The organism is Actibacterium sp. EMB200-NS6, from assembly GCF_001305615.1.
Taxonomy (GTDB): Bacteria; Pseudomonadota; Alphaproteobacteria; order Rhodobacterales; family Rhodobacteraceae; genus Actibacterium_A; species Actibacterium_A naphthalenivorans.
The window spans coordinates 392,513-409,196 of the sequence record NZ_CP010869.1; the positions used below are offsets into that span (position 1 = coordinate 392,513).

A 16,684-nucleotide genomic window follows, 5' to 3' on the forward strand; every position below is an offset into this window, starting at 1 on the left:
CCTAGGACCGAACCAATGGCACGTGAATATCCCCTCGAACGGTACCGCAACTTCGGTATCATGGCGCATATCGATGCAGGCAAGACCACCTGCTCGGAGCGTATCCTGTTCTACACCGGCAAATCGCACAACATCGGTGAGGTGCATGATGGCGCCGCCACCATGGACTGGATGGAGCAGGAGCAGGAACGCGGCATCACCATCACCTCGGCTGCGACGACCACGTTCTGGGAACGCACCGAGGACGGCAAGACGCCCGACACGCCCAAGCATCGCCTGAACATCATCGACACCCCCGGCCACGTGGACTTCACCATCGAAGTCGAGCGTTCGCTGGCCGTGCTCGACGGTGCGGTCGCGGTTCTGGACGCCAACGCCGGCGTCGAGCCCCAGACCGAAACCGTCTGGCGCCAGGCCGACCGGTACAAGGTTCCGCGCATCGTGTTCGTCAACAAGATGGACAAGATCGGTGCCGATTTCTTCAACTGCGTTCACATGATCGCAGACCGCACCGGTGCGCGCCCCTGCCCGATCCAGCTGCCGATCGGCGCCGAGACCGAGCTTGAGGGGATCGTCGATCTGGTGACCATGAAGGAATGGGTCTGGGCCGGCGAAGACCTTGGTGCTTCGTGGGAACTGCGCCCGATCCGCGCCGAGCTGGCCGACAAGGCCGCCGAGATGCGCAGCGAGATGATCGAGATGGCCGTCGAGATGGATGACGATGCCATGGAAGCCTATCTCGAGGGCGACGAGCCCGACGTGGCGACCCTGCGCAAGCTGATCCGCAAGGGCACCCTGTCGATGACCTTCGTTCCGGTTCTGTGCGGTTCGGCGTTCAAGAACAAGGGTGTTCAGCCGCTGCTGAACGCTGTTGTCGATTACCTGCCCAGCCCGCTGGACGTTGTCGACTACATGGGCTTCAAGCCCGGCGACGAAGAAGAGACCCGCAACATCCCCCGCCGTGCGGATGATGACATGGCGTTTTCGGGCCTTGCGTTCAAAATCATGAACGACCCGTTCGTCGGCTCCCTGACGTTCACCCGGATCTATTCGGGTCAGCTGAAGAAGGGCGACACCATGCTCAACTCCACCAAGGGCAAGAAAGAGCGTGTGGGCCGGATGATGATGATGCATTCGATCAACCGCGAGGAGATCGAAGAGGCATTCGCCGGCGACATCATCGCGCTGGCCGGTCTGAAGGACACCACCACGGGTGACACGCTGTGCGCGGTCAACGATCCGGTGGTTCTGGAAACCATGACCTTCCCCGATCCGGTGATCGAGATCGCTGTCGAGCCCAAGACCAAAGCCGACCAGGAGAAGATGTCTCAGGGTCTGGCCCGTCTGGCCGCCGAGGATCCCTCGTTCCGCGTGGAAACCGATCTGGAATCCGGTCAGACGATCATGAAGGGCATGGGCGAACTTCACCTGGACATCCTGGTCGACCGCCTGAAGCGCGAATTCAAGGTCGAGGCCAACATCGGTGCGCCGCAGGTGGCCTACCGCGAGACGATCGGTCACGAGGCCGAGATCGACTATACCCACAAGAAACAGTCGGGTGGGTCCGGTCAGTTCGCGCGCGTCAAGATGGTCATCTCGCCGACCGAGCCGGGCGAAGGCTATTCGTTCGAATCGAAGATTGTCGGCGGCAACGTCCCGAAGGAATACATTCCGGGCGTCGAGAAGGGGATCAAGTCGGTCATGGATTCCGGCCCGCTGGCTGGCTTCCCGGTGATCGACTTCAAGGTCGCGCTGATCGACGGTGCCTATCACGATGTGGACTCCAGCGTTCTGGCGTTCGAGATCGCGGCACGGGCTGCCATGCGCGAAGGTCTGAAAAAGGCCGGGGCCAAGCTGCTGGAGCCGATCATGAAGGTCGAAGTGGTGACCCCGGAGGAATATACCGGCGGCATCATCGGCGATCTGACCTCGCGTCGGGGCCAGGTGCAGGGGCAGGAGACACGCGGCAACGCCAATGTCGTCAATGCCTTCGTGCCGCTGGCCAACATGTTCGGCTACATCAACAACCTGCGCTCGATGTCTTCGGGCCGGGCCAACTTCTCGATGCAGTTCGACCATTACGAGCCGGTTCCGCAGAACATCTCGGACGAAATTCAGGCGAAATACGCTTAACCGGGTGGCGGGGTGAACCCCGCCCTACCCACCAACTGTAGGGCGGGCTCCCCGCCACCCGAAGAATAGAGGAGGCCATCATGGCTAAGGAAAAGTTTGAGCGTACCAAACCGCACGTTAACATCGGCACGATCGGGCATGTTGACCACGGCAAGACGACGCTGACGGCGGCGATCACGAAGTATTACGGTGATTTCAAGGCCTATGATCAGATCGACGGCGCGCCGGAAGAGAAGGCGCGCGGGATCACGATCTCGACCGCGCATGTGGAATACGAGACGGAAACCCGTCACTACGCGCATGTGGACTGCCCCGGGCACGCCGACTATGTGAAGAACATGATCACCGGTGCGGCGCAGATGGACGGGGCGATCCTGGTCGTGAACTCGGCGGACGGCCCGATGCCGCAGACGCGCGAGCACATCCTGCTGGGGCGCCAGGTGGGCATCCCCTACATGGTCGTCTACATGAACAAGGTCGACCAGGTGGATGACGAGGAGCTTCTGGAGCTGGTGGAGATGGAGATCCGCGAGCTGCTGTCGTCCTACGACTATCCGGGCGACGACATTCCGGTGATCAAGGGCTCGGCGCTGGCGGCGCTGGAAGGCCGCGATCCCGAGATCGGCGAGAACTCGATCCGCGAGCTTCTGGCGGCGGTGGACGAATACATCCCGACGCCCGAGCGCGCGGTCGACCAGCCGTTCCTGATGCCGATCGAGGACGTGTTCTCGATTTCCGGCCGCGGCACGGTTGTGACCGGTCGGGTCGAGCGGGGCGTCGTGAACGTGGGCGACGAGCTTGAGATCGTGGGCATCACCGACACCAAGAAGACGACCTGCACGGGCGTGGAAATGTTCCGCAAGCTGCTCGATCGTGGTGAGGCCGGCGACAACATCGGCGCGCTGCTGCGCGGCATCGACCGTGAGGGCGTGGAGCGCGGGCAGGTTCTGTGCAAGCCGGGTTCGGTGACGCCGCACACGAAGTTCGAGGCCGAAGCCTATATCCTGACCAAGGAAGAGGGTGGCCGGCACACGCCGTTCTTCGCGAACTACCGGCCGCAGTTCTACTTCCGGACGACGGATGTGACCGGCACCGTGACGCTGCCCGAGGGCACCGAGATGGTGATGCCGGGCGACAACCTGAAGTTCGAGGTCGAGCTGATCGCGCCGATCGCGATGGAAGAGAAGCTGCGCTTCGCCATCCGCGAAGGCGGCCGCACCGTCGGCGCAGGCGTCGTTTCCAAGATCATCGAGTAAACCAAGACCTCCGGGTTCGACGTGGGGCGGGGAATGACCCTCGCTCCACCTATCAACTCTAAGCCGCGAAAGGCACCGACATGCAGTCGCAAAACATTCGCATCCGGCTGAAGGCCTTCGATTACCGTGTGCTGGATGCCAGCACGCAGGAAATCGTGAACACTGCCAAGCGCACCGGCGCTCAGGTTCGTGGCCCGATCCCGCTGCCGAACAAAATTGAAAAATTCACGGTTCTGCGTGGTCCCCACGTTGACAAGAAATCCCGTGATCAGTGGGAAATCCGCACGCACAAGCGGCTTCTCGACATCATCGACCCGACCCCGCAGACCGTGGACGCGCTCATGAAGCTCGACCTGGCCGCCGGTGTCGACGTCGAGATCAAGGTTTAAGGAGGGTATCCCGAGATGCGCTCTGGTGTAATCGCGAAGAAGGTCGGGATGACCCGGCTGTTCATGGAGGACGGGAAGCAGATTCCCGTGACCGTCCTTCAACTCGACAACCTGCAGGTCGTGGCACAGCGCACGGCCGAGACGGATGGCTATACCGCCGTTCAGCTCGGCGCGGGCACGGCCAAGGCCAAGCGGACATCGGCCCCGATGCGCGGCCATTTCGCCAAGGCCAATGTTGCGCCGAAGCGGAAGATCGCGGAATTCCGCGTGGCCCCGGAAAACCTGATCGGCGTGGGTGAGGAAATCACCGCCGACCATTATTTCGCGGGTCAGTTCGTGGACGTTTCGGGCACCTCGATCGGTAAGGGCTTTGCCGGTGCGATGAAGCGGCACAACTTCGGGGGTCTGCGGGCTTCTCACGGTGTGTCGATCAGCCACCGCTCGCACGGTTCGACGGGTCAGTGTCAGGATCCGGGCCGGGTGTTCAAGGGCAAGAAGATGGCCGGTCACATGGGTGCTGCCCGTGTCACCACCCAGAACCTTCAGGTCGTCAAGACCGACGCCGACCGTGGCCTGATCATGGTCAAGGGCGCGGTTCCCGGCTCCAAGGGGGGCTGGGTCACGATCAAGGACGCTGTCAAGAAGCCGGTTCCCGAGAATCTGGTTCTGCCGGCGGCTCTGAAATCGGCCAAGGTTGAAGCCGCCGCTGAAGAAGCGCCCGCCGAAGGAGGCGAAGCATGAAACTTGAGGTGATCAATCTGGACGGCGGCAATGCCGGCACCGTTGATCTCGGCGACGAGATCTTCGGCCTGGAGCCGCGTGCGGACATCCTGCACCGTGTGGTCCGCTGGCAGCGCAACAACGCGCAGGCCGGCACCCACAAGGTGAAGACCCGCTCGGAGACCAGCTACTCGACCAAGAAGATCTATCGCCAGAAGGGCACCGGCGGCGCACGCCACGGTGACCGCAACGCGCCGATCTTCCGCAAGGGTGGTATCTATAAGGGCCCGACCCCGCGCAGCCACGGCCACGAGCTGACCAAGAAGTTCCGCAAGCTTGGCCTGTGCCATGCGCTGTCCGCCAAGGCGGTTGCGGGTGAGCTGGTCATCATCGACACCGCCGATCTGGCCGAAGCCAAGACCTCGGCGCTGGCCAAGGCGGTGAAGAACCTGGGCTGGAAGCGCGCGCTGGTGATCGACGGGGCGCAGGTGAATGAAAACTTCGCCAAGGCCGCGCGGAACATCGAAGGTCTCGATGTGCTGCCGTCGGTCGGCGCGAATGTTTATGACATCCTGAAGCGTGACACGCTGGTGCTCACGAAGGCGGGTGTCGAAGCACTGGAGGCTCGACTGAAATGAGCGCGAAGGCAGAACATTACGACGTGATCCGCAAGCCGGTCATCACCGAGAAGGCCACGATGGCGTCCGAAAACGGCGCCGTGGTGTTCGAAGTGGCGATGGAGGCGAACAAGCCGCAGATCAAGGAAGCCATCGAAAACCTGTTTGGTGTCAAGGTGAAGGCCGTGAACACGACCATCACCAAAGGCAAATCCAAGCGGTTCCGCGGCATGCTGGGCAAGCGCAAGGACGTCAAGAAGGCCTATGTCACCCTGGAAGAGGGTAACACTATCGACGTCTCTACGGGCCTCTGATAGAAGGCTGCGAATCTTCGGCCCCGGTTCTCCGGGGCCGAGGTTGTTTCTAACCGGGGCATAACGCCTCCAAGCTAACGGAAGACAGAAAGCATGGCACTCAAGTCGTATAAGCCGACGACGCCAGGCCAGCGTGGGCTGGTTCTGATCGACCGTTCGGAGCTTTGGAAAGGACGTCCGGTCAAATCCCTTACCGAGGGTTTGGCCAAGAAGGGCGGCCGGAACAACACCGGACGGATTACAATGCGCCGCCGCGGCGGTGGCGCGAAGCGTCTTTACCGCGTCGTGGATTTCAAGCGCACGAAATTCGATGTGGCCGCAACCGTCGAGCGGATCGAATATGACCCGAACCGGACGGCCTTCATCGCGCTGATCAAATATGACGACGGCGAGCAGGCCTATATCCTGGCGCCGCAACGTCTTGGCGTTGGCGACCAGGTGATCGCGTCGGCCAAGGCTGATGTGAAGCCGGGCAACGCGATGCCCTTCAGCGGCCTGCCGATCGGTACGATCGTGCACAACGTCGAGATGAAGCCCGGCAAGGGCGGCCAGATCGCACGTGCCGCCGGCACCTATGCCCAGTTCGTGGGCCGCGACGGTGGCTATGCCCAGATCCGCCTGTCTTCGGGCGAGCTGCGGATGGTGCGTCAGGAATGCATGTGCACCGTCGGTGCCGTGTCGAACCCCGACAATTCCAACCAGAACCTCGGCAAGGCCGGCCGCAACCGCCACAAGGGCATCCGCCCGTCGGTGCGTGGTGTGGTCATGAACCCGGTTGATCACCCGCATGGTGGTGGTGAGGGCCGCACCTCGGGTGGCCGTCATCCGGTCACGCCCTGGGGCAAGCCCACCAAGGGTGCCCGCACCCGTGATAGGAACAAGGCGTCGGGCAAGCTGATCATCCGCTCGCGTCACGCCAAGAAGAAGGGCCGCTAATCATGTCGCGTTCTGTTTGGAAAGGCCCCTTCGTCGACTCTTACGTGCTGAAGAAAGCCGAGAAGAGCCGCGAATCCGGCCGCAACGAAGTTATCAAGATCTGGTCGCGCCGCTCGACGATCCTGCCCCAGTTCGTGGGCCTGACGTTTGGCGTCTACAACGGCCAGAAGCACATTCCGGTCAACGTGTCGGAAGACATGATCGGCCAGAAATTCGGTGAATACGCGCCGACGCGGACCTATTACGGCCACGCGGCCGATAAAAAAGCGAAGAAGAGGTAATCGGTCATGGGTAAGGAAAAGAACGCCCGCCGCGTGGCCGAGAACGAGGCAATGGCGAAAACCCGCATGCTTCGCACCTCGCCGCAGAAGCTGAACCTGGTGGCGCAGATGATCCGTGGCAAGAAGGTGGACAAGGCTCTGGCCGATCTGACCTTCTCGAAAAAGCGGATCGCCGATGACGTGAAGAAATGTCTTCAGTCCGCCATCGCCAATGCCGAGAACAACCACAATCTGGATGTGGACGAGCTGGTCGTGGCCGAGGCCTATGTTGGTAAGAACCTGACCATGAAGCGCGGTCGCCCGCGGGCCCGTGGGCGGTTCGGCAAGATCGTCAAGCCGTTCTCGGAACTCACCATCAAGGTGCGTCAAGTTGAGGAGCAAGCGTAATGGGTCATAAGGTCAATCCGATCGGCATGCGCCTGCAGGTCAACCGCACCTGGGACAGCCGCTGGTACGCCGACACGAAGGACTACGGGAACCTCCTGCTGGAGGATCTCCGGATGCGTGAGTTCATTCGTGAAGAGTGCAAGCAGGCCGGCGTCAGCCGCATCATCATCGAGCGCCCGCACAAGAAGTGCCGGGTGACGATTCACACAGCGCGCCCGGGCGTGATCATCGGCAAAAAAGGCGCCGATATCGAAACCCTGCGCAAGAAGCTGGCGGCGATGACCGACAGCGAGCTGCACCTGAACATCGTCGAGGTGCGCAAGCCCGAGCTGGACGCCCAGCTGGTGGCCGAAAGCATCGCACAGCAGCTGGAGCGCCGGGTTTCCTTCCGCCGCGCCATGAAGCGCGCCGTGCAGAACGCCATGCGCATGGGGGCCCTGGGTATTCGTGTGAACGTCGCCGGCCGTCTGGGCGGTGCCGAGATCGCGCGGACCGAGTGGTACCGCGAGGGCCGGGTGCCGCTGCACACGCTGCGCGCCGACATCGACTATGCCAACTACGAGGCGGAAACGCCCTATGGCATCATTGGTATCAAAGTCTGGATCTTCAAAGGTGAGATCATGGAGCATGACCCGTCTGCCCGTGACCGTCGCCAGCAGGAGCTTCAGGAAGGTCCCGCGCCGCGTGGCGCCGGCGGCCGGCGCTAAGGAGTAGATGAGATGCTGCAACCAAAGCGTACAAAATTCCGCAAGATGCACAAAGGCCGCATCAGCGGGCAGGCCAAGGGCGGGTTCGACCTGAACTTCGGCACCTTCGGTCTCAAGGCCACCCAGCCCGAGCGTGTGACCGCGCGTCAGATCGAGGCGGCTCGCCGCGCGATGACCCGGCACATGAAGCGTCAGGGCCGTGTCTGGATCCGTATCTTCCCCGACACGCCCGTGTCGTCGAAGCCCACGGAAGTCCGGATGGGTAAGGGCAAGGGCTCGGTCGATTACTGGGCCGCCAAGGTCAAGCCCGGCCGCGTGATGTTCGAGATCGACGGCGTGACCGAGGCTGTCGCGCGCGAGGCTCTGCGCCTGGCCGCGATGAAGCTGCCGCTGAAGACCCGCATCGTTCAGCGCGAAGACTGGTAAGTTCCGGTCAACGGAAATCGAAAGCCCCCGCCGAGCGATCGGCGGGGGCTTTTGCTTGTGCGTACGTCGCGCGGGGGGGGCGGCTGGCCGCTCACTCCCAGCTATAGTTGAAGCTGACCGAGATCCGCTCTTCTTCGGCCATGTTCATCGGCACCTCGTGGCGCAGCCAGCTTTCCCAAAGCAGCACTTCGCCGGCGGTGGGCGCCACATAGATGAACTGCCGCAACTCTTCGCGCGCATCCTTGCGGCGGGCGGGGGCGGCCATCATCCGGGCCGAGCGCGGATCCTCCAGCTTCAGCGCCGAGGCGCCGCCGGGCATCGCCACATAGGTGGTGCCCGAGATCACCGAATGCGGATGCAGGTGAGAGCTGTGGCTGCCACCCTCGGGCAGGATGTTGATCCAGATATCCTCGAGCTTCAGCTTGCGGCCCTCGAGATCGAATTCCAGATCCTCGGCGAAGGCGGCCACGTGTTTGTCGAGGGTCGTCACCAGATCCTGAAACACCGGAAAGCGCCAGGGCAGGTCGGTCAGCGAGGCATAGCTTGTGTAGCCGGGATAGCCGTTGGCTTCGCACCAGTCGTGCCCGGCCTCGTCATCCTCGGCGATGGAGTAACACGCGGCCTCCAGTTCGGAGGTTTCAATGGCGTCGCCGAACTCGGTCAGGGCGGCGCGGTAGAGGCGGGTGACGAAGAGGGAATCGATCTTTGGCATGGGATGTGTCATAGACCAGCGCGCCCGGCGGGGCGAGGGGGGATGGTTGCGCCGGAGCCCGGGCCGGGGCGGAGTTTTCCCTCAGATCCGGCTTTTCCGATCAAAGGGGTTGATGTGGAGGCGAACCCCGTGTATTGCGCAGCCTTCACCAAGAACTCCACTGGAATCAGGGTGACCCGCGCAGTTGCGCGTAGGGGCCTGCCGGTGATGTTGAAAGGACGAAACCATGAACGCACAAGACCTGCGTGACAAATCGCCGGACCAGCTTCGTGAAGATCTGGCCAGCCTGAAGAAAGAGGCGTTCAACCTGCGCTTTCAGCAGGCCACCGGCGCGCTCGAAAACACCGCCCGCATGCGGATCGTCCGTCGTGACGTTGCCCGTGTGAAGACGGTTCTGAACCAGAAAGCCGCTGAAGCGGCGGCGAATTAAGGAGCACGACACATGCCCAAACGCATCCTCGCAGGCACCGTGACGAGCGACCAGAATGACCAGACCGTAACGGTTTCGGTCGAGCGCCGCTTCACGCATCCGGTTCTGAAGAAGACCATTCGTAAGTCCAAGAAATACCGGGCTCACGATCCGAAGAACGAATTCAAGGTTGGCGACGCCGTCCGCATTCAGGAATGCGCGCCGATTTCGAAAACGAAACGCTGGGAGGTGGTTGCCAACTGATCCGACGCGGCGCGCGTCAATCCTTGTGGCTCTCTTCGCTGAATACGGCGATGAAGCGGGCAAGGGCTGAAGCGTGTCTCTGAAGATTATCGGTTATCACATTCCGGTTTGATCGAAACCCTGGGGGAAGTCCCCAAAGGTCGGGAGAAACCACATGATCCAGATGCAGACCAATCTGGATGTAGCTGACAACTCCGGCGCTCGCCGGGTGCAGTGCATCAAGGTTCTGGGTGGTTCCAAGCGTAAATACGCCTCCGTCGGCGACATCATTGTCGTCTCGGTGAAGGAAGCCATCCCGCGCGGTCGCGTGAAGAAAGGGGACGTCCGCAAGGCCGTCGTCGTACGCACCGCCAAAGAAGTTCGCCGCGAAGACGGCACCGCCATCCGGTTCGACCGGAACGCCGCGGTGATCCTGAACAACAACAACGAGCCGATCGGCACCCGTATCTTCGGCCCGGTCGTTCGTGAGCTGCGCGCCAAGAACTTCATGAAAATCATCTCGCTTGCTCCGGAGGTGCTGTAATGGCTGCCAAACTCCGCAAAGGTGACAAGGTCATCGTGCTGGCCGGCAAGGACAAGGGCAAGTCGGGCGAGATTTCGTCGGTTGACCCGAAGGCCGGCAAGGCCGTGGTCGAGGGCGTGAACATCGCCATCCGCCACACCAAGCAATCGCAAAACAGCCAGGGTGGCCGCGTTCCCGTCGCCATGCCGATCGACCTGTCGAATCTGGCCCTGAGCGACGCGAACGGCAAGGCCACCCGCGTCGGCTTCCGCGTGGAAGAGGGCAAGAAGGTTCGTTATGCCAAAACCACCGGGGAGGCTGTCTGATGCTTGACGTTGCAACCTATACCCCGCGCCTGAAGGCGGTCTACAAGGATCAGATCCGCGCCACTCTGAAGGAAGAGTTCGGCTATTCCAACGACATGATGATTCCGCGCCTCGACAAGATCGTGCTGAACATCGGTTGTGGCGCCGAGGCGGTGAAGGATTCCAAGAAGGTCAAATCGGCCGAAGCCGACCTGACCGCGATTGCCGGCCAGAAGGCCGTGATCAACAAGGCCAAGAAGTCGATCGCCGGTTTCCGTGTCCGCGAAGACATGCCGCTGGGCACCAAGGTGACCCTGCGCGGCGACCGGATGTATGAATTCCTGGATCGTCTGATCACCGTCGCCATGCCGCGTATCCGCGACTTCCGCGGCGTTTCCGGCAAATCCTTCGATGGCCGCGGCAACTATGCCATGGGCCTGAAAGAGCACATCGTGTTCCCCGAGATCGATTTCGACAAGGTCGATGAGGTTTGGGGCATGGACATCGTGATTGCCACCACCGCGAAAACCGACGCGGAAGCGAAGGCGCTGTTGAAGCATTTCAACATGCCCTTCAACAGCTGAAGCAGCGGGAGAGAGAGAACATGGCTAAGAAAGCAATGATCGAACGCGAGAAGAAGCGCCAGAAGCTGGTGGACAAATACGCCGCCAAGCGTGCCGCTCTGAAAGAGATCGCGAATAACGAAGACCTGCCGATGGAAGAACGTTTCAAGGCGCGTCTGAAACTGGCGAAACTGCCCCGCAACTCTTCCGCGACCCGGCTGCACAACCGTTGTGAGCTGACCGGTCGTCCGCATGCGTATTACCGCAAGCTGAAAGTGTCGCGGATCATGCTTCGGGAACTCGGCTCTCAGGGCCAGATCCCCGGCATGGTTAAGTCCAGCTGGTAAGGAGGGTTTGATATGTCAGTAAACGATCCTGTCGGCGATATGCTCACCCGTATCCGCAACGCGCAGCTGCGCGGGAAATCCACCGTCCGCACGCCGGCCTCCAAGCTTCGCGCCTGGGTTCTGGATGTGCTCAAGGACGAAGGCTATATCCGCGGCTATGAAGAAGCCACCAGCACCCTCGGGATGCCGGAGCTTGAAATCAGCCTCAAATATTACGAGGGCACCCCTGTGATCCGCGAGCTCAAGCGGGTCTCGAAGCCGGGCCGCCGCGTTTATATGAGTGTCAAGGATATCCCGTCGGTCCGTCAGGGCCTGGGTGTCTCCATCGTCTCCACGTCCAAGGGCGTGATGTCGGATGCAGCAGCACGGTCGGCCAACGTTGGCGGCGAAGTGCTCTGCACGGTCTTCTAAGGGGGTTTGGTATGTCTCGCATTGGTAAAAGACCGGTCGAGCTGCCGTCGGGTGTTTCGGCGTCCGTCTCCGGCCAGACCGTTGAAGTGAAGGGCCCCAAAGGCGCCCGCAGCTTCACCGCGACCGACGATGTCACCCTGAAGGTGGAAGACAACACGGTCACCGTCACCCCGCGCGGGTCGTCCAAGCGGGCGCGCCAGCAATGGGGCATGTCGCGCACCATGGTTCAGAACCTGGTGCAGGGCGTGAGCGGCGGTTTCACGAAAGAGCTTGAGATCCAGGGTGTGGGTTACAGGGCGCAGATGCAGGGCAACACCCTGAAGCTGTCGCTGGGCCTGAGCCACGAGGTCAACTTCGAGGTGCCGGCCGGTGTAACCGTCACCGCCCCGAAGCAGACCCAGATCATGATCGAGGGCACCGACGAGCAACTGGTCGGTCAGGTCGCAGCAAACATTCGCGAATGGCGCAAGCCCGAGCCTTATAAAGGCAAGGGTATCCGCTATAAGGGCGAATTCATCTTCCGCAAGGAAGGCAAGAAGAAGTAAGGACGCAAAATGGCAAACAGTAAACGAGATCTGTTTCTGAAGCGCCGTCTGCGCGTTCGGAACAAACTGCGGAAGATGGCCAATGGCCGTCCGCGCCTGTCGGTGCATCGCAGCAACAAGAACATCAGCGTGCAGCTGATCGACGATGTGAACGGCGTGACGCTCGCCTCGGCCTCCTCGCTCGAGAAGGATCTGGGCGTCGTTGGCAAGAACAACGTCGAAGCTGCGGCCAAGGTTGGTGCGGCAATCGCAGAGCGGGCCAAGAAGGCCGGCATCGAAGACTGCTTCTTCGATCGTGGTGGTTTCCTCTTTCACGGGAAGGTCAAGGCTCTGGCCGAAGCTGCCCGTGAAGGCGGCCTGAAGTTCTAAGGAGACGACAGATGGCAAGAGATCCAAAACGCCGGGACAATCGTCGCGAACGCGAGGAAACCCCGGAATTCGCCGATCGTCTCGTGGCGATCAACCGCGTATCCAAGACCGTGAAGGGTGGTAAACGCTTCGGCTTTGCCGCGCTTGTGGTCGTGGGTGATCAGAAGGGCCGTGTCGGCTTCGGCAAGGGCAAGGCCAAAGAGGTGCCCGAGGCGATTCGCAAGGCCACCGAACAGGCCAAGCGCAACCTGATGCGTGTGCCGCTGCGCGAAGGCCGCACGCTGCATCACGACATGGAAGGCCGCCATGGCGCCGGCAAGGTCGTGATGCGCACCGCGCCGCAGGGTACCGGCATCATCGCCGGTGGTCCGATGCGGGCTGTGTTCGAAATGCTGGGCATTCAGGATGTGGTCGCCAAGTCGATCGGCAGCCAGAACCCCTACAACATGATCCGCGCCACCCTCGACGGCCTGACCAAGGAAAGCTCGCCCCGTCTGGTCGCGCAGCGCCGTGGCAAGAAGGTCGCCGACATCCTGAAAAAGCCTGAAACCGACGCCGAAGCGCCGGTTGCGGCCGAAGCGTAAGGAGAGGGTCACATGGCAAAGACCATCGTTGTAAAGCAGATCGGCAGCCCGATCCGCCGCCCCGCCATCCAGCGCCAGACGCTGGTGGGCCTGGGCCTGAACAAGATGCACCGCACGCGCGAGCTGGAAGACACTCCGGCAGTGCGGGGCATGATCCGCAAGATCCCGCATCTGGTGGAAATCGTCGAAGAGCGCGGCTGAAGCCGGGCCGGCCTCCCCGCGCAAGCGGGGATCGCCGGCTTTCGCCGCTGCATTAGAAGCGTTGTTCCCCGCCGGGGCGGGGATGACAGTCAGAAACGCCGTGGTCGGCCGCTCCCGTCGCTGGGGGCCGCATCCGGCAAAGGAGAAGCGACATGAAACTGCATGAACTGCGCGACAACGCGGGCGCGACCAAATCCCGCAAGCGGATCGGCCGGGGCCCCGGCTCGGGCACCGGCAAGACCGGTGGCCGTGGTATCAAGGGTCAGAAATCCCGTTCGGGTGTGGCGATCAAGGGCTATGAGGGCGGCCAGATGCCGCTTTACCAGCGTCTGCCGAAGCGTGGCTTCAACAAGCCCAACCGCAAGAAATTCGCCGTGGTGAACCTGGGTCTGATCCAGAAGTTCATCGACGAGGGCAAGCTGGACGCCGGCGCGGCCATCACCGAAGACGCGCTGATCGCAAGCGGCCTGGTTCGCCGCAAGCTGGATGGCGTCCGGGTGCTGGCCAAGGGCGATTTCACCGCCAAGGTCGATCTCTCGGTCACCGGCGCGTCGAAGTCTGCCGTGGACGCGGTGGCCAAGGCTGGCGGCTCTCTTTCGGTCACGTCTGCGACTGCGGCCGAATAAATGGTTGTGGGCGGCGCGTTCGCCGCTTACATCACACTCAGGTTTTCCTAGCGCCGCCTGACCGGAAACCGGTTTGGCGGCGCCGTCATGAAAGAGACAGGGCATGGCATCTGCAGCAGAGCAAATGGCCGCGAACATGAGCTGGGGGGCCTTCGGCAAGGCCACCGAGCTGCGGCAGCGGATCTTATTCACCATCGGCCTTCTGATCGTCTATCGCCTTGGCACCTATATTCCGGTTCCGGGCATCGACGGCGGCGCGCTGCGTGATTTCATGGAACAGGCGGCGGCCGGCATCGGCGGCATCCTGTCGATGTTCACCGGCGGCGCGCTGGGGCGGATGGGTATCTTCGCCCTGGGCATCATGCCCTATATCTCGGCCTCGATCATCGTGCAGCTTCTGACGGCGATGGTTCCCCAGCTCGAGAGCCTCAAGAAAGAGGGCGAGCAGGGGCGCAAGAAGATCAACCAGTACACCCGCTACGGCACGGTGCTTCTGGCCACGTTCCAGGCCTATGGCCTGGCCGTCAGCCTTGAGGCGGGCGGGCTTGTCACCGATCCGGGCTGGTTCTTCCGCGCGGCCACCGTGATCACGCTGGTCGGCGGTACCATGTTCCTGATGTGGCTGGGCGAGCAGATCACCGCGCGCGGCGTGGGCAACGGCATTTCGCTGATCATCTTCGTGGGCATCATCGCCGAGGTTCCGGGCGCGGTGGCGCAGTTCCTGAGCCAGGGCCGGTCGGGCGCGGTTTCGCCTGCCGTGATCGTCGGGGTGATCGTGATGGTGATTGTCGTCATCGCCTTCGTGGTGTTCATGGAGCGCGCCCTGCGCAAGATCCATATCCAGTATCCGCGTCGTCAGGTCGGGATGAAGATCTATGACGGCGGCTCCAGCCATCTGCCGATCAAAGTGAACCCGGCCGGCGTGATCCCGGCGATCTTCGCCTCGTCGCTGCTGCTGATGCCGACCACGATCGCCACTTTCTCGCACGCGCAGACCGGGCCGTTCATGTCGACGCTGCTGGCCTATTTCGGGCCGGGGCAGCCGCTCTATCTGCTGTTCTTCACCGCGATGATCGTGTTCTTCACGTATTTCTACACCTATAACGTGGCGTTCAAGACCGACGAGGTGGCCGACAACCTCAAAAGCCAGAACGGCTTTGTGCCCGGTATCCGGCCCGGCAAGAAAACCGCGGAATATCTCGACTACGTGGTGGCGCGGGTTCTGGTGCTGGGCGCCGGTTATCTGGCGCTGGTCTGCCTGTTTCCGGAAATCCTGCGTTCGCAGCTCAACATTCCGTTCTACTTTGGGGGCACTTCGGTGCTGATCGTGGTTTCCGTGACGATGGACACGATCAACCAGGTTCAGTCGCATCTGCTGGCACATCAGTATGAAGGGCTGATCGAAAAATCTCAGCTGCGGGGCAAACGCCGCAGCGGCAAGAAGGGGACAGCTCGCCGATGAACATCATTCTTCTGGGCCCGCCGGGTGCGGGCAAGGGAACCCAGGCCCGCAAGCTCGTGGACGAGCGGGGCATGATCCAGCTCTCGACCGGGGACATGCTGCGCGATGCACGCAGCTCGGGAACCGAGATGGGCAAGCGCGTGGCCGAGGTGATGGATCGCGGCGGCCTTGTCACCGACGAGATCGTGATCGGCCTGATCAAGGAGAAGCTGGAAGGCGAACAGGCCGGCGGCTTTATCTTCGATGGTTTCCCGCGGACCCTGGCCCAGGCCGATGCGCTGGCGGAACTGCTGGGCAACCTGGATCAGAAGCTTGATGCGGTGATCGAGATGCGCGTCGACGATACGGCGCTGGTGGCCCGTATCACCGGCCGTTACACCTGCGGCAATTGCGGCGAGGTTTATCACGACGAAACCAGGCCCACCAAGGTTGAGGGCATTTGCGATGTCTGCGGCTCTACCAACCTCAAGCGCCGCGCCGATGACAACGAGGAAAGCCTGCGCACCCGCCTGATGGAATATTACAAGAAGACCTCGCCCCTGATCGGCTATTTCTATGCCAAGGGCGATCTTTCGGTGGTGGACGGTCTGGCCGATATCGATGTTGTGGCGAAGTCGATCAAGGCAGTGCTTGACAAAGCGTAAATACGCCCCTTGACCCGGCGCGGAAAACGCCATAGGCACAGCGTCTCGAACAAGAATCGCTTTGCCTGTCGTGGAACAGCGCCCAGCCGACAGCAAGAGATTTAAGCATGGCACGAAGGCAGGACGCCTTCGTGTGACAGTTGTGAAAAAAGGTTCTGGCGCTACGGAACCGCAACAAAAGGAAAAACCGTCTTGGCACGTATTGCTGGCGTCAACATCCCGACGGGGAAACGCGTCCCCATCGCACTGACCTATATCCACGGCATCGGCCCGGCCGCCGCAGGCACGATCTGCGAAGCGGTCGGCATCGAAGCCTCCCGCCGCGTGAACGAACTGTCGGATGCCGAGGTTCTGGCCGTTCGCGAGTACATCGATGCGAATTTCACCGTCGAAGGTGACCTGCGCCGCGAAGTGCAGATGAACGTGAAGCGCCTGATGGATCTTGGCTGCTATCGCGGCCTGCGCCATCGTCGCGGCCTTCCGGTCCGCGGCCAGCGCACCCATACGAACGCCCGCACCCGCAAGGGCCCGGCAAAAGCCATCGCCGGCAAGAAGAAGTAAGGGGAGCGCTCAG

27 protein-coding genes are annotated in these 16,684 nt (G+C 61.9%); 26 read left to right on the top strand and 1 reads right to left on the bottom strand.

The annotated features are described in order from the left end of the window. Positions 1 to 15 precede the first annotated feature (15 nt). From fusA to rplP, 11 genes are all read left to right on the top strand, one after another. Positions 16 to 2,133: an elongation factor G gene (gene fusA, locus TQ29_RS01910; RefSeq protein WP_054537803.1), complete on the top strand. Its 2,118-nt coding sequence runs from the start codon at positions 16 to 18 to the stop codon at positions 2,131 to 2,133. A gap of 80 nt (positions 2,134 to 2,213) precedes the next feature. Then, positions 2,214 to 3,389, top strand: a complete 1,176-nt coding sequence (tuf, locus tag TQ29_RS01915; protein ID WP_054537798.1) for an elongation factor Tu — start codon at positions 2,214 to 2,216, stop codon at positions 3,387 to 3,389. Between the two features lie 80 nt (positions 3,390 to 3,469). Beyond that, positions 3,470 to 3,778: a 30S ribosomal protein S10 gene (gene rpsJ / locus TQ29_RS01920; protein WP_037209276.1), complete on the top strand. Its 309-nt coding sequence runs from the start codon at positions 3,470 to 3,472 to the stop codon at positions 3,776 to 3,778. 15 nt (positions 3,779 to 3,793) lie between these two features. Then, positions 3,794 to 4,519 (top strand): 50S ribosomal protein L3, encoded by a 726-nt coding sequence (gene rplC, locus TQ29_RS01925; protein WP_037209278.1) that lies wholly within the window; start codon positions 3,794 to 3,796, stop codon positions 4,517 to 4,519. After that, positions 4,516 to 5,136 (top strand): 50S ribosomal protein L4, encoded by a 621-nt coding sequence (rplD, locus tag TQ29_RS01930; RefSeq protein WP_054537804.1) that lies wholly within the window; start codon positions 4,516 to 4,518, stop codon positions 5,134 to 5,136. The genes rplC and rplD overlap by 4 nt, the downstream gene beginning before the upstream one ends. After that, positions 5,133 to 5,429 carry a 50S ribosomal protein L23 gene (locus tag TQ29_RS01935; RefSeq protein ID WP_054537805.1) on the top strand — a complete coding sequence of 99 codons (297 nt, stop codon included), beginning with the start codon at positions 5,133 to 5,135 and terminating at the stop codon, positions 5,427 to 5,429. Before rplD ends, TQ29_RS01935 begins: the two co-directional genes overlap by 4 nt. Positions 5,430 to 5,522: 93 nt before the next feature. Beyond that, on the top strand, positions 5,523 to 6,365 hold the full coding sequence (rplB, locus tag TQ29_RS01940) for a 50S ribosomal protein L2 (protein WP_054537806.1): 843 nt from the start codon (positions 5,523 to 5,525) through the stop codon (positions 6,363 to 6,365). Between the two features lie 2 nt (positions 6,366 to 6,367). Then, entirely contained in the window at positions 6,368 to 6,646 is a 279-nt protein-coding gene (gene rpsS, locus TQ29_RS01945; protein WP_037209286.1) for a 30S ribosomal protein S19, read from the top strand. 6 nt (positions 6,647 to 6,652) lie between these two features. Further along, positions 6,653 to 7,033: a 50S ribosomal protein L22 gene (rplV, locus tag TQ29_RS01950; protein ID WP_054537807.1), complete on the top strand. Its 381-nt coding sequence runs from the start codon at positions 6,653 to 6,655 to the stop codon at positions 7,031 to 7,033. Next, positions 7,033 to 7,740, top strand: a complete 708-nt coding sequence (gene rpsC, locus TQ29_RS01955) for a 30S ribosomal protein S3 (protein ID WP_037209289.1) — start codon at positions 7,033 to 7,035, stop codon at positions 7,738 to 7,740. Before rplV ends, rpsC begins: the two co-directional genes overlap by 1 nt. Positions 7,741 to 7,752: 12 nt before the next feature. Then, positions 7,753 to 8,166, top strand: a complete 414-nt coding sequence (gene rplP, locus TQ29_RS01960; RefSeq protein WP_037209291.1) for a 50S ribosomal protein L16 — start codon at positions 7,753 to 7,755, stop codon at positions 8,164 to 8,166. A 91-nt stretch (positions 8,167 to 8,257) separates the two neighbouring features. On the opposite strand, the gene TQ29_RS01965 is transcribed toward rplP, so the two are convergent. Beyond that, on the bottom strand, positions 8,258 to 8,878 hold the full coding sequence (locus TQ29_RS01965) for a TIGR02466 family protein (RefSeq protein WP_054540283.1): 621 nt from the start codon (positions 8,876 to 8,878) through the stop codon (positions 8,258 to 8,260). Positions 8,879 to 9,104: 226 nt separating this feature from the next. Here TQ29_RS01965 and rpmC point away from each other — a divergent pair, with 226 nt between their 5' ends. From rpmC to rpsM, 15 genes are all read left to right on the top strand, one after another. Then, the gene (rpmC, locus tag TQ29_RS01970) at positions 9,105 to 9,308 is read left to right on the top strand and encodes a 50S ribosomal protein L29 (RefSeq protein WP_054537808.1); all 204 of its coding nucleotides are present in this window, start codon (positions 9,105 to 9,107) and stop codon (positions 9,306 to 9,308) included. A gap of 12 nt (positions 9,309 to 9,320) precedes the next feature. Next, positions 9,321 to 9,551, top strand: a complete 231-nt coding sequence (rpsQ, locus tag TQ29_RS01975) for a 30S ribosomal protein S17 (protein WP_037209296.1) — start codon at positions 9,321 to 9,323, stop codon at positions 9,549 to 9,551. Between the two features lie 154 nt (positions 9,552 to 9,705). Further along, entirely contained in the window at positions 9,706 to 10,074 is a 369-nt protein-coding gene (rplN, locus tag TQ29_RS01980; protein WP_011567679.1) for a 50S ribosomal protein L14, read from the top strand. Beyond that, positions 10,074 to 10,379: a 50S ribosomal protein L24 gene (gene rplX, locus TQ29_RS01985; protein WP_037209298.1), complete on the top strand. Its 306-nt coding sequence runs from the start codon at positions 10,074 to 10,076 to the stop codon at positions 10,377 to 10,379. Before rplN ends, rplX begins: the two co-directional genes overlap by 1 nt. After that, positions 10,379 to 10,942 (top strand): 50S ribosomal protein L5, encoded by a 564-nt coding sequence (gene rplE, locus TQ29_RS01990; protein WP_054537809.1) that lies wholly within the window; start codon positions 10,379 to 10,381, stop codon positions 10,940 to 10,942. Before rplX ends, rplE begins: the two co-directional genes overlap by 1 nt. A gap of 20 nt (positions 10,943 to 10,962) precedes the next feature. Beyond that, the gene (rpsN, locus tag TQ29_RS01995; RefSeq protein ID WP_037209301.1) at positions 10,963 to 11,268 is read left to right on the top strand and encodes a 30S ribosomal protein S14; all 306 of its coding nucleotides are present in this window, start codon (positions 10,963 to 10,965) and stop codon (positions 11,266 to 11,268) included. Positions 11,269 to 11,280: 12 nt separating this feature from the next. Further along, complete coding sequence (gene rpsH, locus TQ29_RS02000; RefSeq protein WP_037209303.1) at positions 11,281 to 11,679, top strand: 30S ribosomal protein S8; 399 nt, start codon at positions 11,281 to 11,283, stop codon at positions 11,677 to 11,679. Positions 11,680 to 11,690: 11 nt separating this feature from the next. Continuing rightward, on the top strand, positions 11,691 to 12,224 hold the full coding sequence (rplF, locus tag TQ29_RS02005; RefSeq protein WP_054537810.1) for a 50S ribosomal protein L6: 534 nt from the start codon (positions 11,691 to 11,693) through the stop codon (positions 12,222 to 12,224). A gap of 9 nt (positions 12,225 to 12,233) precedes the next feature. Continuing rightward, on the top strand, positions 12,234 to 12,593 hold the full coding sequence (rplR, locus tag TQ29_RS02010) for a 50S ribosomal protein L18 (protein ID WP_037209306.1): 360 nt from the start codon (positions 12,234 to 12,236) through the stop codon (positions 12,591 to 12,593). An 11-nt stretch (positions 12,594 to 12,604) separates the two neighbouring features. Further along, on the top strand, positions 12,605 to 13,177 hold the full coding sequence (gene rpsE, locus TQ29_RS02015) for a 30S ribosomal protein S5 (protein ID WP_054537811.1): 573 nt from the start codon (positions 12,605 to 12,607) through the stop codon (positions 13,175 to 13,177). 12 nt (positions 13,178 to 13,189) lie between these two features. Beyond that, positions 13,190 to 13,378 (top strand): 50S ribosomal protein L30, encoded by a 189-nt coding sequence (gene rpmD / locus TQ29_RS02020; protein WP_037209310.1) that lies wholly within the window; start codon positions 13,190 to 13,192, stop codon positions 13,376 to 13,378. 152 nt (positions 13,379 to 13,530) lie between these two features. Further along, positions 13,531 to 14,004, top strand: a complete 474-nt coding sequence (gene rplO / locus TQ29_RS02025; RefSeq protein WP_054537812.1) for a 50S ribosomal protein L15 — start codon at positions 13,531 to 13,533, stop codon at positions 14,002 to 14,004. Positions 14,005 to 14,107: 103 nt separating this feature from the next. Then, on the top strand, positions 14,108 to 15,466 hold the full coding sequence (gene secY, locus TQ29_RS02030; RefSeq protein ID WP_054537813.1) for a preprotein translocase subunit SecY: 1,359 nt from the start codon (positions 14,108 to 14,110) through the stop codon (positions 15,464 to 15,466). Continuing rightward, on the top strand, positions 15,463 to 16,110 hold the full coding sequence (locus TQ29_RS02035; RefSeq protein WP_054537814.1) for an adenylate kinase: 648 nt from the start codon (positions 15,463 to 15,465) through the stop codon (positions 16,108 to 16,110). Before secY ends, TQ29_RS02035 begins: the two co-directional genes overlap by 4 nt. Before the next feature lie 192 nt (positions 16,111 to 16,302). Beyond that, positions 16,303 to 16,671, top strand: coding sequence for a 30S ribosomal protein S13 (rpsM, locus tag TQ29_RS02040; protein WP_037209316.1), 369 nt, complete (start codon positions 16,303 to 16,305; stop codon positions 16,669 to 16,671). Positions 16,672 to 16,684 lie beyond the last annotated feature (13 nt).

What these genes read in the sequence shown, in the direction of transcription:
- fusA (WP_054537803.1), top strand. Translation starts at nt 16, where the DNA reads ATGGCACGTGAATATCCCCTCGAACGGTACCGCAACTTCGGTATCATG.
- tuf (WP_054537798.1), top strand. Translation starts at nt 2,214, where the DNA reads ATGGCTAAGGAAAAGTTTGAGCGTACCAAACCGCACGTTAACATCGGC.
- rpsJ (WP_037209276.1), top strand. Translation starts at nt 3,470, where the DNA reads ATGCAGTCGCAAAACATTCGCATCCGGCTGAAGGCCTTCGATTACCGT.
- rplC (WP_037209278.1), top strand. Translation starts at nt 3,794, where the DNA reads ATGCGCTCTGGTGTAATCGCGAAGAAGGTCGGGATGACCCGGCTGTTC.
- rplD (WP_054537804.1), top strand. Translation starts at nt 4,516, where the DNA reads ATGAAACTTGAGGTGATCAATCTGGACGGCGGCAATGCCGGCACCGTT.
- TQ29_RS01935 (WP_054537805.1), top strand. Translation starts at nt 5,133, where the DNA reads ATGAGCGCGAAGGCAGAACATTACGACGTGATCCGCAAGCCGGTCATC.
- rplB (WP_054537806.1), top strand. Translation starts at nt 5,523, where the DNA reads ATGGCACTCAAGTCGTATAAGCCGACGACGCCAGGCCAGCGTGGGCTG.
- rpsS (WP_037209286.1), top strand. Translation starts at nt 6,368, where the DNA reads ATGTCGCGTTCTGTTTGGAAAGGCCCCTTCGTCGACTCTTACGTGCTG.
- rplV (WP_054537807.1), top strand. Translation starts at nt 6,653, where the DNA reads ATGGGTAAGGAAAAGAACGCCCGCCGCGTGGCCGAGAACGAGGCAATG.
- rpsC (WP_037209289.1), top strand. Translation starts at nt 7,033, where the DNA reads ATGGGTCATAAGGTCAATCCGATCGGCATGCGCCTGCAGGTCAACCGC.
- rplP (WP_037209291.1), top strand. Translation starts at nt 7,753, where the DNA reads ATGCTGCAACCAAAGCGTACAAAATTCCGCAAGATGCACAAAGGCCGC.
- TQ29_RS01965 (WP_054540283.1), bottom strand. Translation starts at nt 8,878, where the DNA reads ATGCCAAAGATCGATTCCCTCTTCGTCACCCGCCTCTACCGCGCCGCC.
- rpmC (WP_054537808.1), top strand. Translation starts at nt 9,105, where the DNA reads ATGAACGCACAAGACCTGCGTGACAAATCGCCGGACCAGCTTCGTGAA.
- rpsQ (WP_037209296.1), top strand. Translation starts at nt 9,321, where the DNA reads ATGCCCAAACGCATCCTCGCAGGCACCGTGACGAGCGACCAGAATGAC.
- rplN (WP_011567679.1), top strand. Translation starts at nt 9,706, where the DNA reads ATGATCCAGATGCAGACCAATCTGGATGTAGCTGACAACTCCGGCGCT.
- rplX (WP_037209298.1), top strand. Translation starts at nt 10,074, where the DNA reads ATGGCTGCCAAACTCCGCAAAGGTGACAAGGTCATCGTGCTGGCCGGC.
- rplE (WP_054537809.1), top strand. Translation starts at nt 10,379, where the DNA reads ATGCTTGACGTTGCAACCTATACCCCGCGCCTGAAGGCGGTCTACAAG.
- rpsN (WP_037209301.1), top strand. Translation starts at nt 10,963, where the DNA reads ATGGCTAAGAAAGCAATGATCGAACGCGAGAAGAAGCGCCAGAAGCTG.
- rpsH (WP_037209303.1), top strand. Translation starts at nt 11,281, where the DNA reads ATGTCAGTAAACGATCCTGTCGGCGATATGCTCACCCGTATCCGCAAC.
- rplF (WP_054537810.1), top strand. Translation starts at nt 11,691, where the DNA reads ATGTCTCGCATTGGTAAAAGACCGGTCGAGCTGCCGTCGGGTGTTTCG.
- rplR (WP_037209306.1), top strand. Translation starts at nt 12,234, where the DNA reads ATGGCAAACAGTAAACGAGATCTGTTTCTGAAGCGCCGTCTGCGCGTT.
- rpsE (WP_054537811.1), top strand. Translation starts at nt 12,605, where the DNA reads ATGGCAAGAGATCCAAAACGCCGGGACAATCGTCGCGAACGCGAGGAA.
- rpmD (WP_037209310.1), top strand. Translation starts at nt 13,190, where the DNA reads ATGGCAAAGACCATCGTTGTAAAGCAGATCGGCAGCCCGATCCGCCGC.
- rplO (WP_054537812.1), top strand. Translation starts at nt 13,531, where the DNA reads ATGAAACTGCATGAACTGCGCGACAACGCGGGCGCGACCAAATCCCGC.
- secY (WP_054537813.1), top strand. Translation starts at nt 14,108, where the DNA reads ATGGCATCTGCAGCAGAGCAAATGGCCGCGAACATGAGCTGGGGGGCC.
- TQ29_RS02035 (WP_054537814.1), top strand. Translation starts at nt 15,463, where the DNA reads ATGAACATCATTCTTCTGGGCCCGCCGGGTGCGGGCAAGGGAACCCAG.